Source organism: Oricola cellulosilytica, from assembly GCF_019966575.1.
In the GTDB taxonomy this organism is placed as follows: domain Bacteria; phylum Pseudomonadota; class Alphaproteobacteria; order Rhizobiales; family Rhizobiaceae; genus Oricola; species Oricola cellulosilytica.
The window spans coordinates 825,485-840,273 of sequence record NZ_JAINFK010000001.1; the positions used below are offsets into that span (position 1 = coordinate 825,485).

The following is a 14,789-nucleotide window of genomic DNA, read 5'->3' on the forward strand; positions in this document are numbered from 1 at the left end:
TTGTTTCATGTCTGATTTTTCACCGCGCGAAACCGTATCGGAACTCGACCGCTACATTATCGGTCAGAAGGACGCAAAACGCGCCGTCGCCATCGCACTGCGCAATCGCTGGCGCCGTCAGCGCCTGGAGGGGGCGATGCGCGACGAGGTGATGCCAAAAAACATCCTGATGATCGGACCGACGGGTGTGGGAAAAACTGAGATTTCCCGCCGACTCGCGAAGCTTGCGGGCGCTCCCTTCGTGAAGGTCGAAGCGACCAAATTCACGGAAGTCGGCTATGTCGGGCGCGACGTCGAGCAAATCATTCGCGATCTGGTCGAAGCCGGAATTGCGCTGGTGCGCGAGCGCAAGCGCGAGGAGGTGAAGGCCAAGGCACATGTGAATGCGGAGCAGCGCGTACTGGAAGCCTTGATCGGTTCGACAGCAAGCCCGGCGACGCGAGACAGTTTCCGCAAGAAGCTGCGCGACGGGCTACTCGACGACAAGGAGATAGAGATCGAGGTTGCCGACACTGGCTCGGGCGGAATGCCAGGGTTCGAGATTCCAGGGATGCCCGGTGCCAACATTGGCATGATCAATCTCAACGACATGCTCGGTAAGGCTCTGGGTGGCGGCAAGTCGAAAAAGGTGAAGACCACGGTCAAAGAATCCTACGACATTCTGCTCAACGACGAATCCGACAAGTTGCTCGATCAGGAACAGGTTGTGCAGGAGGCGATGCGCTCGGCCGAGAATGATGGGATCGTCTTCCTAGACGAGATCGACAAGATCGCCGCCAGCGAGGGCCGTTTCGGCGCCGGCGTCAGCCGCGAAGGCGTGCAGCGCGACCTGCTGCCTCTGGTGGAAGGCACGACGGTCGCGACCAAGTACGGCCCGGTCAAGACCGACCACATACTGTTCATCGCGTCCGGCGCCTTCCACGTTTCCAAGCCCTCAGACCTGTTGCCCGAGCTGCAGGGCCGGTTGCCGATCCGTGTCGAATTGCGAGCGCTGGAGCGCGAGGATTTCAAACGTATCCTCACCGAAACCGAAGCTAGCCTAATCAAGCAGTACATCGCGCTGATGCAGACAGAGGACGTCACTGTGACCTTTACCGACGACGCTATCGACGCGCTGGCCGATATTGCGGTGGATCTCAATTCGACTGTCGAGAATATCGGTGCGCGGCGTCTGCAAACGGTGATGGAGCGCGTGCTTGACGAGATTTCGTTCACCGCCCCCGACCAGGGAGGCGAGGAATTTATTATCGACGGCGACTATGTGCGCAAACAAATCGGCGACCTCGCACGGAACGCGGACCTGTCCCGATACGTTCTGTGACCGAAAGGCCATAGTCGAGATTTCCTTGCGGTGCGCACTCGACAGGCCTGCGGGCTTTTCCTAATGCGTTCGCGGGGCTTTCTTGCAGAGCAGAAACATTACGATGCACCTATCCATCCCGCCGGGGATTTTCGCGGCCGCGGCGCTTTTGTTGGCCACGGCGAGCCCATCGCATGCCCTGACAGAAGTCGAGCCGGGGAACCGCAACGTCGAGCAGCCCGCCGTGCCGGGAGCCTCTAAGAACCGCACAAATGCGCTGAAAACCACGTTCGAGCTGAAATACAAAAAGATCGTCGCCCTTCTGCGCACAGAGCAGCGGCTCATAGACAAGATCAGGCGGACCGCCGAGACTTTCGATATCGATCCCATTCACATGATAGGGGCGATCGTCGGCGAACACACCTACAATGTTGATGCCTACGACCGTGCACAAACCTACTACGTCAAGGCGGTTTCGTATCTGAGGGGTTCGATCAATTTCGGCTATGATGGGGAGGATGTCTCGGATTTCATCGCCAGGCCGCAATTCGAGACGTGCGCGGAATTCGAGGCCAGCCGCGACTTGTGGAGCTGCCGTGAAGCCGTTTGGAACGACGTTTTTCGCGGCAAGACGGTCGATGGCAAGGCGTTTCCGAACGATCGGTTCAGCGCGGTTTTCTTCCAGCCCTTCTATGCCGGTCAGACCTTCGGCATCGGGCAGCTCAACCCGCTGACCGCCCTGATGATGACGGAACGTGTGAACGAAGCGACCGGAGCGCGCGAACTGAACGCCGAGGATGGCAAAGAGGTTTACCGCGCCATCATGGATCCTGACGAGACGCTGCCCTATATCGCCGCAACGCTGGCCACGGCGATCGACGACTACCGCAATATCGCGGGATTCGACATATCGCGCAACCCGGGTCTGACCGCGACGCTCTACAACACAGGCGATTCCCTGGGTCGAGCAAGGAATCTCGCCCGGCGGAACGGCGGCCGGGGCGGCTCGATCCTTCCTGAAGAAAACTATTACGGCTGGCTGATCAACGAGAAGGAAGACGAACTGCGCTCACTTCTCGGCGGATGATGGTCCGCGGACGGAGCGTGCCGTCTGGTCCGAGAGAGCCTGCAGGCGTCTGATCAGGTGGTCCAGATCATCGCGGCCGAGATCGCCAATCGACACGGCGAGCAGATTGGCAAGTTCGGTGGCGCGCGGATCGAGTCCGGACGTGTCGATCACTACCCTCGGGGAGGAGCGCAGCGCGAGACGCTGCAACTCATCCGCATCGTCCCAGATAACGTTCAGATAGGCGATGATGCGCTGCAGCAGTGCCCAAGACGGTAACCCGCGGTGGCCATGCTCGAGCGCCGACAGATAGGCCGCCGAAACGCCGACGGCCTTCGCCATTTCCTTCTGACTAATACCGCGCTCAGCCCGAATTTGCCGCAAGCGCTTTCCAAATGGCGTCACCGCCTCACGCTCCCGTCCGCATTGGTGATCTTGCGCAGTCTGACATAGAGCGCCCCGTCGCCGCCATGGTGGCGGCCAGCGCCGGAATAACCGCTAACGAGATCGACAAAGCGAGGACTTTTCAGCCACAGCGGCACCACTCGCCTCAAGACGCCCTCGCTGCCAAAGGACCGCCCCTTTCCGGTCACCACCAGCACATGCCGCAAACCCCGTGAGCGGCAATCGGCCAGAAACATGTAGAGGCGGTCGTGAGCCTGGTCCTGGGTCATGTGGTGAAGATCGATACGTGCGTCGATTGAGATCCTGCCTTTTGCGATCTTGCGGGTTGTCATACGGTCGATCTGCCGGTCGCGCCTTGGCGGGGGCTGGTGGCGGACGTTCCTAACAGGCGAGCGGATCGACGCCGTGTCATCGCGGGACACCGGGGCGGGTGCAATTATACTTGGCTCCACCTTCAGCAACTCGGCTGGCTTTATCGCCTCTGGCTTCAGCGGCGTCACTGTCCGGCTCACCTTCTGCCAAAGGATCGCTTCCTCCTCCCTTAACGGCCTATCGCGGCGCCTGGACATCAGGCAGCTCCCGCAGGATTGGGAAGGACAGCGCCTTTGGGGACCAACAGGTGGAAATCGGCAGGTGACCGGACGTTTCCGGCCAGCGCGCCCGCGGCGCTGCCCGATCCCATGAAGAGATCGCCGCGCGCAGGGCCGACAATCGCACTACCAGTATCCTGCGCGATCATCAGCCGCGCCCAAGTCTCGCCATTTACCGCGTCAGCGCGTACGAACACTGGCGTTCCAAACGTATGCAACAGTCGATCTACGGCGATCGACCGCCCCGCCATCAAAGGGACCTTCGCGGCGGCGACCGGCCCGGCCGACGGCTCGTCGGCGGTCTCGCGGAAGAAGATGTACGAGCGATTTTCGTTCATGAGGTGCTGGCCGCGCTCGCGGTCGCGTGCCAGCCAGTTGCGGATCGACGCCATGCCGACTTCCGCTGGCTCGATCTCCCCGCGCTCAGCTAACAAACGTCCGATCGCCGTGAACGGGTGGCCATTCTTGCCGTCATAGCCTATGCGCGTTGTCGCGCCGTCGGCGAATTCCAACCGGGCTGCCCCTTGTACATGGGCGAAAAAAACGTCGACCGGATCTTCAACATAGGCGATTTCCAGATCCCGCCCCTCGAGCCAGCCATTCGTGATGGTAGCGCGGTCGGGATACCGGTCGACGGTTCCGTCGGGGCTACGGCAGCCGAACCGGAGCCCGTCCTCCCACCCCGGCGGACGGTTCGCTTCCCCGATTTCCACGAGATCGGCCGGCCGGCGATAAAACGGGGTCGAAAAACGCCCCGTGCGCTCCCGGGAGGCGGCTATGACCGGCTCGTAATAGGCCGTGACCAGACCGCGTTCGTCCGCCCCAGGCTGCAGCGAGACGGCGTCGAAGGCTGCCTCGAAGAAGGAGCGCGGATTTTTTTGCGCTGCCGATTCGGCAGCGGCGGCGTGTAAAGGCTCCAGATCGGCGGCGTCGACGCCGATTGCGCCCTTGCGGTAGGTTCGATTGTGTTTGTAGGCGAAATGGCGACTGAGCGCCTCCAGTGCCGCCGAATGATCGTCCTCTGCCCATCCGGGCAGCCGGGGGAACTCAACGGTCCGCAGACTCCACATCGGAGGCCCGAATCACTCTTCGGATTCCGTCGCCACCAGACGCCAATTGGGATCGCGGCTCTGCGTGTCGCGAGCAAATGTCCAAATGTCCTTGACCTCTACGACCGCCTCGGGATCTCCATCGATGACTTCGCCGGCCTTGTTGGTGGTGGCCGAGATCATCTGACTAACGATCCGCAGGGTGATATGGGCTTCGCGCTCGCGCAGATCGGCGGCGACAATCTGGGCGTCGTCGATCCCGACGAAACTCGACCGAACGGTGTCGCCCTTGGTCTCGCGCTCGTCGAGGGCAGCAGAAAACCCGTCATAGACTTCCTTGGACAGAAGATTTTTCAGCGTCTTACGGTCGCCATCGGCAAACGACATGACGATCATCTCATAAGCCATTTTTGCGCCGGCAAGGAACGCCTTCGGATCGAATTCGGGTGATGCGTCGCGAATGGCGCGCAGTCCCTTGTTAACGTCGGTTCCGGGTTCGGCAACCTTGTCGATCTCACGGTAAGCCTCAGCCTTGGATTCGCTGCGGCCGGGAAGCGTTATCACGTTGTCGGGATCGGCGGTTCCATCGCCGCCCTTGTCGGCCGGGGACTCGCTGGTTCGTGAGTACCGGTCCATCGGCGGGCGCTCATGTCCGGTCCGCTTACCGAGCACGCTTCGAAGCTGCAGGAAAACGAAGACCGCTGCTACGACGAACAGCAATGTGACGAGGTTGGAGCCTTCCATAAAATTCCCTGCTGAAATCCAAAGTGGTATCGCACCTCATATAGCCATGAATGACAAGCATTCAAATCGCGCGATGAATAACTAGGTAAGCCTTTAACCCGCAGAACGAGCGCCTGTTCCATGCCCTTTTCGCTGATTCCCTTCATCCTTCTTATCATACCGTTACTCGAGATCGGCGTGTTCATTGCCGTCGGATCGCAGATCGGCGTGTTCGCGACGCTTGGCATGATAGTGCTGACCGCGATCATCGGCTCGATCCTCCTCAGGGTTCAGGGCTTCGGCCTTCTAACACGTATGCGACGCGATCTCGACGAAGGCCGCGTCCCCGGACGCGAACTCGTGCATGGAGTTATGATCCTGGTTGCCGGGGTTCTCCTGCTGACCCCCGGCTTTGTCACCGATACGCTCGGTTTTCTGTTGTTTGTTCCGGCGCTCCGCGATGCCGTCTGGCGCTTTGCCCGGAGGAGGGTCCAGATCGTCGCCCAATCGTCGTACCCAACTGATGGCCCGGCGCGAGATTCCGGTTCCCCTACGATCGATCTTACCGAGGATGAATATTCGGATACTGCCGATCCGGATACGCCTTGGAAACGGAGCCGATAGAGCGCGGACGAAGCGGCACGCTAGTGTCCTTGCCAGTCTATCAGGGCCGTGCTAGCCACCCGCAACTGAAACGGGCGGGCGGTCGCGCGCGCCGAGCATGAATTCAAGAGGCACTATTCGATGGCTGATGAAACCAAGAACGGCGGAACCGAAGACAATGGCGAAGCCAAGACGAACGGCGCCGCTCCGCAGCTTTCGGTCCTGACCCAGTACATGAAGGATCTGTCGTTCGAGAGCCCCGGCGCGCCCCTGTCGCTGCGCCCGCGGGAAAACGCACCGTCGATCAACATCAATGTCAACGTGCAGGCAAATCCGCTGGCCGACAACGACTACGACGTGATGCTAACCCTGACAGCTAAGGCGCAAGACGGCGAGAATGTGCTGTTCAATGTCGAGCTGGTCTATGGAGGTGTGTTCCGCGTCGCGAATTTTCCGCAGGAACACATGCTCCCGGTGCTGTTCATCGAATGTCCGAGAATGCTGTTTCCCTTCGCCCGGCAGGTCATCGCCGAGGCGACGCGCAATGGCGGCTTCCCGCCGCTGCTGATCGATCCGGTCGATTTCGCCCAGATGTTCCAAAAGCGTATGGCCGAGGAACAGACCAAGGCGCAAGTCAAGGCCTCGAACTGAGACGCATCTCGCCTGATCCGGGAAAGGCGGAGTTCAGCCGCCTTTTTTGTTTCCCCAGATCCAAAAGGCCCCGTCACCCAAACCGGCAACCATAACGCGGTGTGCAGCGACCTCTGCGGCCGTCAGTCGAGGCTGGAGCGGCGTGGGGCGGGGGCCGTATTCGATTGGGCCGGATTTTTCGACGCTGCTGGAGCTGACCCCAGTCGGGCTCCTGTCGGTTGTTTCCAAGCTGAGCGTCGCCTGCTTGCCGCCCACCAATTCGATATAAACTTCGGCGAGGAGCTCGCTGTCGAGCAGGGCCCCGTGCTTTTCGCGCCTTGAATTGTCGATACCGTAACGCTTGCAGAGCGCGTCGAGCGAGTTTGGTCCCATCGGGTGACGGCGGCGGGCAAGATGGAGGCTGTCTATCACGAACGATGGATCGATTGGCGGAAAGCCAACCCGTGCGAATTCCGCGTTGAGGAAGCCAACATCGAAACTCGCATTGTGGGCGATCAGGGTGGCCCCGGCGGTAAAATCCATCCACTCCTGCATGATCTCGCGGAATTTCGGCTTGTCGAGGAGCTGGTCGTTGCCGATGCCGTGAACCGCGAGCGCCTCGGGATGCACTTCCCGGCCTTCGGGATTAATGAAGACGTGGAAGCTGCGGCCGGTCAGAAAGCGGTTCTCGAGTTCCACCGCACCGATCTCGATGATGCGATCCGCTGACGAATCCAGTCCTGTCGTCTCTGTGTCGAAAATGATTTCGCGCATGGGTCCGCCAGCCGCCGTCTGTTTCACGTGAATCATGCAGAGCGTCCGGGCGCATCACAACGGCGAACAATTCTGATCCAAAGAAACTTTTGGCTCGTCCGCCAGCTTGTCTTTCGCCATCGCCGCGAGGACAGAAACAACGTCGTGAACCTTCGCTCTTGCACAATCGAGCCCGGAGGCGGTGTCGATTATGAAATCGGCGCGGGCGCGTTTCTGCGTATCCGGCATTTGTCTGCCCTGAATTGCCTGGAATCGCTCCTCGGTCATGCCGGGCCGGGCGAGAACGCGCCGGCGCTGTACCTCCGGTGGCGCCGTCACAACGACGGTTTGATCGACGCGCTTGTCGCCGCCCGTCTCAAACAGCAGCGGAATGTCGAGAACCACCACCGGTGCGCCCTCCTTCCGTGCCTGATTCAGAAATGCAATTTCCATTTCCCGAACGAGAGGATGAACAATCGCCTCGAGTTTAGCCATCGCGTCCGGATCGCCGATGACCTGAGCCCCAAGTGCGGCGCGGTCGACAGAGCCACCCTTCACCACGCCGGGAAAGGCAGCTCTGATCAACGGAGCAGCCTTCCCGGAGTAGAGAGCGTGAACGGCTGCATCAGCGTCATGAACCGGCACACCCTCGTCGGCGAACATCTTTGCCGTCGTCGATTTACCCATCCCTATGGATCCGGTCAGTCCAACGATGATCATCAGGGCCCAGGCCTGTTCAGGTCCGCGATCACCGCATTGCGCAGCGCGGCGTCAACTTCGGGTTTTGTGCCGAACCAGCGGGCAAACCCTGGCACTGCCTGATGCAAAAGCATGCCTAACCCGTCGCACGTTGTCATCCCTGCCTCGATACAAGCGGCGAGAAACGGTGTCTCAAGAGGGGCGTACACGATATCGGTCGCCATCGCGCCGACGTGCGACCCTTCAAGTTCGAGCTGCAAGGGCGGATTCCCTTCCATGCCAAGCGACGTCGTGTTGACTATAAGGTCCGCCCCGGCAACGAGCGAATCGGCCTTATCCCACCCATGAGCGCGCACCCGCGGGCCAAAGCTCTGCTCCAGTGTTTCGGCTCGCTCGGGCGTGCGATTCGCTACATCCACGCGGCTGTACCCGGCCGAGAGAAGCGCGTGCAGGACTGCCCTGCTTGCTCCTCCCGCCCCGAGCACCAGGGCCCTTTGGCCGTCACGCCAGCCCCTCAGGTGCTGATCGAGGTTTGCCGAAAAGCCATAGGCATCCGTGTTACCGCCAACAAGTCGACCATTTTCTAGCCAGATCGTGTTGACCGCGCCGATCGCCTCGGCGTCTTCGTCACGCCGGGCGCAAAGACGGAACGCCGCCTCCTTGTGGGGTATGGTAACGTTTCCGCCAAGCCATTCGCCACGCCGGACGGAGTCGAGGAGACCGGGGAAATCCCCGCCCTTGACGTCGAGGGACTGATACGTGCCCTCGATGGCGTACCGGTCAAGCCAAGTCGAATGAATGAACGGCGAACGGGAGTGGCCGATCGGATGACCCGCCACGAAAGCGCGAGGGATGTGAGGGACGCTAGCCATCAATTTCACCGAGAGCGCGCAGTTTGGTGAGCAACGGCAGGATCGGCAGTCCGACAATGGTGAAATAGTCGCCATCGACCCGGTCAAAGAGCTGGATGCCCGCTCCTTCAAATTGGTAGGCGCCGACGCTCTTCAGGGCGATCTCGCCAGTTTGCGCGAGATACCGACCGACAAATTGCGGCGTCAACTCTCGCACATGCATGTGCGCCACGGATACGTGCCGCCAGAGCGGCGCGCTGTTCTGGACGAGCACAATGGCAGAGTTCAGTTCGTGCGTCTTGCCTGACAGGCGCAAGACCTGGCGGCGCGCGGCCTCCATGTCCAAAGGCTTGTGTAGAAGTTCGCCGTTCAGCGACAGCGTCTGGTCGGCACCAATCACGATTGCGCCAGGATGGCGCGGGGACACGTCGAGCGCTTTTGCCTCAGCTAGGACCGAAGCGATGTCTTCGGGAGTTGCACCGGTCTGGAGGAGCGGTGCTTCGACCGATCGTTCGTCGATTTCGTTGGCGTCGGTGAGGAATTCCAGCCCGGCATTCTTGAGGATCGCGGCTCGGAACGGGCTTGTGGAGGCAAGTACGATAGACATCGGGGCTTTCGGGTTGCGTTACCCGGTCTGCGGTAGCGTTTCGGGAGGCGGATGGCAAGAAACCCGCGGGTGGCGATGATCGGTGAACTCGACCTTGAGGAATCACCGATTGTGGAGAAATGGGGATACCGGATCGCATTAAGCTGCTCCTCTCCACAGCGATCGAAATTGAGCGGGCCCCGTCCACAGATTGGCTTCAGCCGGAGAAATCTTTCCAGTTGTGTGGATTTGTGGGTACGAGAGGGTTGTCTGGGAGATCTTGTCGTCTTTCCACAGGCCGCGAGAAACTTCATCTCCTATCTAATTGATTTTAATGTTTTTTTACATCCACATTAATTCACATGCCGGTTACCGTTCCGGTCCCGTCGAACGGACTTTAAGCCGGGATCTCGTCGGCTCTGCAAAACCAGGGATACCTGCTATTCACAGACTCATAGAATCATCAATCGGCTTCGCCGTAAGTTTATTTGGAAGAAAAGCATTCTGGGGAACTGGGGATAATGAGCGTCGAACGAGCGATCATGAAGGTGCTGAACGGAGAGACAATGGATCCTCCGCCGATCTGGATCATGCGGCAGGCGGGCCGTTATCTTCCCGAGTATCGACAAACGCGCGCACGGGCAAAAGGGTTCCTCGATCTCTGCTACACGCCCGATCTGGCCGTGGAGGTAACGCTACAGCCTATCCGGCGCTATGGCTTCGATGCATCAATCCTGTTCTCCGACATACTGGTCCTGCCCGATGCGTTAAAGCGCAACGTTCGGTTCGTTGAAGGCGAGGGTCCAAGGATGGACCCGATCGACGCCGACGGGATCGCGGCGCTCGATCCGTCCCGGATGCATGCGCATCTCGCGCCGGTTTATGAGACAGTAACGCGACTACGGGCCGAGTTGCCGAAGGAGACGACCCTGCTCGGATTTTGCGGCGCGCCCTGGACGGTGGCGACCTACATGATCGCCGGACACGGAACACCGGACCAGGCGCCGGCGCGATTGTTTGGCTACCGCGAGCGTCCGGCGATGGAACGGTTGCTCGACATCTTGTCGGATATGTCGGCGGATTATTTGGTGCGCCAGCTCGATTCCGGAGCCGATGCGGTCCAGATATTCGACAGTTGGGCCGGGGTCCTCGACGATGAGACTTTTGCCGAATTCTGCGTTAAGCCGGTGAAAAGAATCGTTTTGAAGGTTCGGGCGGCGCGCCCCGACGCAAAAATCATCGGGTTTCCGAAGGGCGCTGGCGCGCTCTATCGGCATTACCGGCAGTCAACGGGTATCGATGCGCTCGGACTCGACTGGTCGGTTCCGCTTGACTTTGCGGCAGAGCTGCAAAAGGACGGGCCTGTGCAGGGTAATCTAGATCCGCTGCGCGTGGTCGCGGGGCGAGATGCGATTCGCGAAGGCACGGACAGGATTCTCAATCGATTGGGAGATGGTCCGCTGATATTCAATCTCGGGCACGGGATAACCCCACAGGCCGATCCCGACGATGTGGCCTACCTAGTCAATCGTGTCCGCGGAAAGGCCTAGGGATTGATGGACGGACAGCGCGAGGTATCCGAGGGAAGCGGACGTACCGCAGCGCGCCGCGCGGCAATGGCCATGGCGGTCTTTGTTGCGATTATGGGTTTGATCTTCTGGCTCAATCCTTCCGGCATATATCTGTGGGTCAAAGCCGTTCATGTCATTGCAATCATCGCGTGGATGGCCGGTATGCTCTACCTGCCGCGGCTGTTCGTATATCATTGTGAAGCCAAACCAGGTTCCGAGCAGAGCGAGACCTTCAAGATCATGGAGCGTCGCCTTCTACGCGTGATCATGAACCCGGCTATGATTATCGCTTGGGCGCTCGGGTTATGGCTCGCTTGGAGTGGCGGGTACTTTTTGGAACCTTGGTTCTGGGGAAAATTCTTGGCGGTCGTTGCGATGTCGGGTGTGCATGGTAGCTTTTCGAAGGCGGTCAGGTTGTTCGCCGAGGATCGCAATCGGCGCTCGGCCCGCTACTGGCGTATCATGAACGAGGTGCCAACTGTGTTGATGATCGCGGCCGTCGTACTGGTCATAGTAAAGCCTTTCTGATGCCTGCTGCTGTGGTTGTGCGGCATTGTGACTTGCAGTGCTTCGGCCAAAAGCGTATGTGAAGCCTGACCGGGCCCGGGATCTTCTTCCCTGCTTCAAACAGCCCTCCCCCATTTTTACCGATTTCACAAAGCGTGTTTCCATGCAGCAGATGAAGCTACAGGACCTTCAAAACAAGTCCGCAACTGAACTCGTCGAGTTCGCCGAAAGTGTCGAGGTCGAAAACGCCAGCGTCATGCGCAAGCAGGAGCTGATGTTTGCGATCCTGAAGAGACTGGCCGCAGACGATGTGGAGATCATTGGCGATGGTGTCGTCGAGATCCTGCAGGATGGCTTCGGCTTCTTGCGGTCTGCGAGCGCAAATTATCTGCCGGGTCCGGATGATATCTATATCTCTCCATCTCAGATACGCCGTTTCTCACTCAAAACCGGGGATACGGTTCAGGGACCGATTCGTGGACCGAAGGAGGGCGAGCGTTACTTCGCGCTGCTCAAGGTCAATACGATCAATTTCGAAGACCCCGAGAAAATCAGACACAAAAGCCACTTCGACAATCTGACACCCCTCTATCCGGACGAGCGGTTCAAGATGGAGATCGATAATCCGACCTCTAAGGATCTCTCCTCCCGGGTAATCGATCTGGTGGCGCCGCTCGGTAAGGGTCAACGCGGCCTGATCGTCGCTCCACCCAGGACCGGTAAGACAGTCCTTTTGCAGAATATCGCCCACTCGATCACCGCGAACCATCCCGAATGCTACCTGATCGTCCTGTTGATCGACGAGCGGCCGGAGGAAGTTACAGACATGCAGCGCTCGGTTGACGGAGAAGTGGTGTCGTCGACTTTTGATGAGCCAGCGTCTCGGCATGTCGCTGTGGCCGAGATGGTGATTGAAAAGGCCAAACGCTTGGTCGAGCACGGACGTGATGTCGTAATTTTGCTCGATTCGATCACCCGTCTTGGTCGGGCGTACAACACGGTCGTGCCTTCCTCGGGCAAGGTGCTGACGGGTGGCGTCGATGCGAATGCGCTGCAACGTCCGAAACGATTCTTCGGCGCTGCCCGCAATATCGAGGAAGGGGGTTCGCTGACAATCATCGCGACCGCGCTCATCGATACCGGCAGCCGTATGGACGAGGTGATTTTCGAAGAGTTCAAGGGTACGGGCAACTCGGAGATTGTGCTCGACCGGAAGGTGGCCGACAAGCGTATCTTCCCTTCAATGGATATCCTGAAGTCGGGGACGCGCAAAGAAGACCTTCTCATCGCGCGTCAGGATTTGCAGAAAATCTTCGTGCTACGCCGTATCCTGGCTCCGATGGGTACGACGGACGCGATCGAGTTTCTCATCGACAAGCTCAAGCAGACGAAAAACAATGCCGAGTTTTTCGATTCGATGAATGCATGATCCGGCGAAATTTAGCCGGATTCTGTTCCCGCTCTGAGTAGCCTTTCCAAGATGGCAGGGTCCCGAACTGGAAGGCTGCACGTCTGATCAGTGCATAGATAGGCTCTTGGGCCCCCGAATTCCGCGCGGCCCGCTTCCGGTTTGATAAAGATATCCGTGCGACGGGGGTCCGGGTACTTTGAGGCCGTCGTCCAGAGAGGATCGACTTCGCGAGCCTCGCCACTAACCACAAGACGTTGCTTGGCTATCGCACTGTCGGCTGAGTTGATGAAGCCGGCCTGGCCGTATCGATTGGCAAGAATTCTGCCGGCGGCGTGAGAGGTAATTCGTTCGATCTCCGCGTCGAGTTCTCCGTCGTCTCGCACTAGCGAGAGGCGCGTAAGCGCTTCGATGACCTGCGCCGTGGCGGACGGATTTGCATCGTCGTTGTCATTCCAGGTGCTGATCGGGATATCAGACCGGCCGTGTTCTGCGAACAGATACCCCATCTTCGATTCGTGGTCGTAATGATTTACCCGCAAAAGACGATGAAGCTCACGTGCCTGATCGACCAGGCATTCGTCACCACTGACCTCGTAAAGCGAGATGGCGGCGTTGATCATCGCGGCGTAGTCGGTTGCGAAACCGAAATCGCTCCTCTTGCGGCCATCACCGACATGGGCGAGCCTTCGGTTGGAAAGCATGTTCGTGAGAATGGCGTCGAATTTACTTCGGGCAACGTGCTGCCAAGATTCGGATCCGAAATAACGCCCAGCCTCGGCGATCCCGCGGATAGCAAACCCGTTCCAGTCCGCCAAGACCTTGGTATCCCGTCCCGGTGGAATCCTCTCCTGTCTCGCTTCGAGGAGGGCGCGCAGTGAGGCGTCATGCGCCGTCACCGTTTCGGACGCTCGTTCCGGCTCCCGTCGAAGATCATACAGATTGAGGATCGTCTTACCTTCCCAGTTTCCGCCGTCGGTCACGCCAAAGGCGTCACGGAAAGTCGTTGCGTCGCGCGGAGAGAGGATCTGGGCGATCTGCGATGCTGTCCAGACATAATACTTCCCCTCCTCTCCTTCGGAGTCGGCGTCGAGACTTGCCGCGAAGCCGCCGGCGGGCGTCGTCATTTCACGCTCCAGCCAGGCAATTGTTCCGTCGATTCGCATACGGAACAATTCCTCACCGGTTTCGGCGTGTGCCCATAGGCAATGACGAATGAAATGGGCATTGTCGTAGAGCATCTTCTCGAAATGCGGAATCAGCCAGTTCTCGTCTACGGTATAGCGGGCGATACCTCCTCCGACGTGATCGTAGATCCCGCCTGTCGCGATCGCGGTAACGGTCTCGAGGAAACGGTTTCTCGCGATTTCATCACCGGTACGCCGCCAGCCTCGCCACAAAACTTCGAGAAATGGGGCGCTGGGAAATTTCGGCGCGCCCCTCAAGCCGGGGCTATTGGAGTCATAGAGCGCGGTGATTTGCTGGGTGAACGCATGGATTGTTTCATGTGAAACACTGACAGGCGAATCGTCACCGGCAAGCTTGTCGGTGAGATGGCCTTTCAGCAACTTTGCGCTGCTCTCGATCTCGGCGCGCCTGTTCTGAAAAGCGTCACTAACCGCGTTGAGGACATCGATAAAGCCGGGGCGGCCACAACGGCTGTGCTTTGGGAAATAGGTTCCGCCCCAAAACGGCTTTCCGTCGGGAGTTAACGCCATCGTCAGAGGCCATCCCCCGTGCTCACCCATTGCGGTCAGGGCAGCCATATAAATTTGGTCCAGGTCGGGCCTTTCCTCGCGGTCCACCTTTATGTTGACGAAGCGGGAGTTCATGAGCTCCGCAACATCGTTATCCTCGAAGCATTCATGTGCCATGACATGGCACCAATGGCAGGCCGCGTAGCCGATCGACAGAAGGATCGGTCTGTCGGCGTCCCGGGCGGCCTGAAGGGCGCCGTCCTCCCATTCTTGCCAGTGGACAGGATTGTCCTTGTGCTGCAGTAGATACGGGCTGGTCGAGCCGCCCAATCGGTTGGCGGAGATCACGGT

General features: G+C 59.3%; 16 protein-coding genes. 7 read left to right on the forward strand and 9 right to left on the reverse strand.

The window, feature by feature from the left end; all coding sequences use genetic code 11:
* Positions 1 to 7: 7 nt before the first annotated feature.
* Both hslU and LC298_RS03975 read left to right on the forward strand, forming a co-directional pair.
* On the forward strand, positions 8 to 1,321 hold the full coding sequence (hslU, locus tag LC298_RS03970) for an ATP-dependent protease ATPase subunit HslU (protein ID WP_131564464.1): 1,314 nt from the start codon (positions 8 to 10) through the stop codon (positions 1,319 to 1,321).
* Positions 1,322 to 1,424: 103 nt separating this feature from the next.
* Positions 1,425 to 2,387, forward strand: coding sequence for a DUF1402 family protein (locus LC298_RS03975; RefSeq protein ID WP_131564462.1), 963 nt, complete (start codon positions 1,425 to 1,427; stop codon positions 2,385 to 2,387).
* On the opposite strand, the gene LC298_RS03980 is transcribed toward LC298_RS03975, so the two are convergent.
* The 4 genes from LC298_RS03980 to LC298_RS03995 are packed head-to-tail and all read right to left on the reverse strand — an operon-like array spanning position 2,370 to position 5,154.
* A complete protein-coding gene (locus tag LC298_RS03980) occupies positions 2,370 to 2,771 on the reverse strand; it encodes a helix-turn-helix domain-containing protein (protein ID WP_131564460.1) in 402 nt (133 codons plus the stop codon). The genes LC298_RS03975 and LC298_RS03980 overlap by 18 nt on opposite strands.
* Entirely contained in the window at positions 2,768 to 3,340 is a 573-nt protein-coding gene (locus LC298_RS03985; protein WP_131564458.1) for a Smr/MutS family protein, read from the reverse strand. Before LC298_RS03985 ends, LC298_RS03980 begins: the two co-directional genes overlap by 4 nt.
* Entirely contained in the window at positions 3,340 to 4,431 is a 1,092-nt protein-coding gene (gene mltA, locus LC298_RS03990; RefSeq protein WP_131564456.1) for a murein transglycosylase A, read from the reverse strand. Before mltA ends, LC298_RS03985 begins: the two co-directional genes overlap by 1 nt.
* Positions 4,432 to 4,443: 12 nt before the next feature.
* Positions 4,444 to 5,154: a Tim44/TimA family putative adaptor protein gene (locus tag LC298_RS03995; protein WP_131564454.1), complete on the reverse strand. Its 711-nt coding sequence runs from the start codon at positions 5,152 to 5,154 to the stop codon at positions 4,444 to 4,446.
* Positions 5,155 to 5,274: 120 nt separating this feature from the next.
* On the opposite strand from LC298_RS03995, the gene LC298_RS04000 reads away from it, so the two are divergent.
* Positions 5,275 to 5,757, forward strand: a complete 483-nt coding sequence (locus LC298_RS04000) for an FxsA family protein (protein ID WP_131564452.1) — start codon at positions 5,275 to 5,277, stop codon at positions 5,755 to 5,757.
* 120 nt (positions 5,758 to 5,877) lie between these two features.
* Positions 5,878 to 6,387, forward strand: a complete 510-nt coding sequence (gene secB / locus LC298_RS04005; RefSeq protein WP_131564450.1) for a protein-export chaperone SecB — start codon at positions 5,878 to 5,880, stop codon at positions 6,385 to 6,387.
* 33 nt (positions 6,388 to 6,420) lie between these two features.
* On the opposite strand, the gene dnaQ is transcribed toward secB, so the two are convergent.
* From dnaQ to LC298_RS04025, 4 genes are read right to left on the reverse strand one after another with little or no spacing between them, the layout of a single operon-like run.
* Entirely contained in the window at positions 6,421 to 7,140 is a 720-nt protein-coding gene (dnaQ, locus tag LC298_RS04010) for a DNA polymerase III subunit epsilon (protein ID WP_131565801.1), read from the reverse strand.
* 54 nt (positions 7,141 to 7,194) lie between these two features.
* Positions 7,195 to 7,839 (reverse strand): dephospho-CoA kinase, encoded by a 645-nt coding sequence (coaE, locus tag LC298_RS04015; protein ID WP_131564448.1) that lies wholly within the window; start codon positions 7,837 to 7,839, stop codon positions 7,195 to 7,197.
* The gene (locus LC298_RS04020) at positions 7,839 to 8,690 is read right to left on the reverse strand and encodes a shikimate dehydrogenase (protein WP_131564446.1); all 852 of its coding nucleotides are present in this window, start codon (positions 8,688 to 8,690) and stop codon (positions 7,839 to 7,841) included. Before LC298_RS04020 ends, coaE begins: the two co-directional genes overlap by 1 nt.
* Positions 8,683 to 9,276: a Maf-like protein gene (locus LC298_RS04025; RefSeq protein ID WP_131564444.1), complete on the reverse strand. Its 594-nt coding sequence runs from the start codon at positions 9,274 to 9,276 to the stop codon at positions 8,683 to 8,685. The genes LC298_RS04020 and LC298_RS04025 overlap by 8 nt, the downstream gene beginning before the upstream one ends.
* A gap of 500 nt (positions 9,277 to 9,776) precedes the next feature.
* On the opposite strand from LC298_RS04025, the gene hemE reads away from it, so the two are divergent.
* The 3 genes from hemE (at position 9,777) to rho (ending at position 12,762) form a co-directional block, all read left to right on the forward strand.
* On the forward strand, positions 9,777 to 10,805 hold the full coding sequence (gene hemE / locus LC298_RS04030; protein WP_131564442.1) for a uroporphyrinogen decarboxylase: 1,029 nt from the start codon (positions 9,777 to 9,779) through the stop codon (positions 10,803 to 10,805).
* A 6-nt stretch (positions 10,806 to 10,811) separates the two neighbouring features.
* A complete protein-coding gene (gene hemJ, locus LC298_RS04035; RefSeq protein WP_131564440.1) occupies positions 10,812 to 11,354 on the forward strand; it encodes a protoporphyrinogen oxidase HemJ in 543 nt (180 codons plus the stop codon).
* A gap of 142 nt (positions 11,355 to 11,496) precedes the next feature.
* A complete protein-coding gene (gene rho, locus LC298_RS04040) occupies positions 11,497 to 12,762 on the forward strand; it encodes a transcription termination factor Rho (RefSeq protein WP_131564438.1) in 1,266 nt (421 codons plus the stop codon).
* Between the two features lie 11 nt (positions 12,763 to 12,773).
* On the opposite strand, the gene LC298_RS04045 is transcribed toward rho, so the two are convergent.
* Positions 12,774 to 14,786, reverse strand: a complete 2,013-nt coding sequence (locus LC298_RS04045; RefSeq protein ID WP_223385549.1) for a thioredoxin domain-containing protein — start codon at positions 14,784 to 14,786, stop codon at positions 12,774 to 12,776.
* Positions 14,787 to 14,789: the final 3 nt, after the last annotated feature.

Coding starts and splice junctions, on each gene's coding strand:
- hslU (WP_131564464.1), top strand. CDS start 8: ATGTCTGATTTTTCACCGCGCGAAACCGTATCGGAACTCGACCGCTAC.
- LC298_RS03975 (WP_131564462.1), top strand. CDS start 1,425: ATGCACCTATCCATCCCGCCGGGGATTTTCGCGGCCGCGGCGCTTTTG.
- LC298_RS03985 (WP_131564458.1), bottom strand. CDS start 3,340: ATGTCCAGGCGCCGCGATAGGCCGTTAAGGGAGGAGGAAGCGATCCTT.
- mltA (WP_131564456.1), bottom strand. CDS start 4,431: ATGTGGAGTCTGCGGACCGTTGAGTTCCCCCGGCTGCCCGGATGGGCA.
- LC298_RS03995 (WP_131564454.1), bottom strand. CDS start 5,154: ATGGAAGGCTCCAACCTCGTCACATTGCTGTTCGTCGTAGCAGCGGTC.
- LC298_RS04000 (WP_131564452.1), top strand. CDS start 5,275: ATGCCCTTTTCGCTGATTCCCTTCATCCTTCTTATCATACCGTTACTC.
- secB (WP_131564450.1), top strand. CDS start 5,878: ATGGCTGATGAAACCAAGAACGGCGGAACCGAAGACAATGGCGAAGCC.
- dnaQ (WP_131565801.1), bottom strand. CDS start 7,140: ATGCGCGAAATCATTTTCGACACAGAGACGACAGGACTGGATTCGTCA.
- coaE (WP_131564448.1), bottom strand. CDS start 7,839: ATGATCATCGTTGGACTGACCGGATCCATAGGGATGGGTAAATCGACG.
- LC298_RS04020 (WP_131564446.1), bottom strand. CDS start 8,690: ATGGCTAGCGTCCCTCACATCCCTCGCGCTTTCGTGGCGGGTCATCCG.
- LC298_RS04025 (WP_131564444.1), bottom strand. CDS start 9,276: ATGTCTATCGTACTTGCCTCCACAAGCCCGTTCCGAGCCGCGATCCTC.
- hemE (WP_131564442.1), top strand. CDS start 9,777: ATGAGCGTCGAACGAGCGATCATGAAGGTGCTGAACGGAGAGACAATG.
- hemJ (WP_131564440.1), top strand. CDS start 10,812: ATGGACGGACAGCGCGAGGTATCCGAGGGAAGCGGACGTACCGCAGCG.
- rho (WP_131564438.1), top strand. CDS start 11,497: ATGCAGCAGATGAAGCTACAGGACCTTCAAAACAAGTCCGCAACTGAA.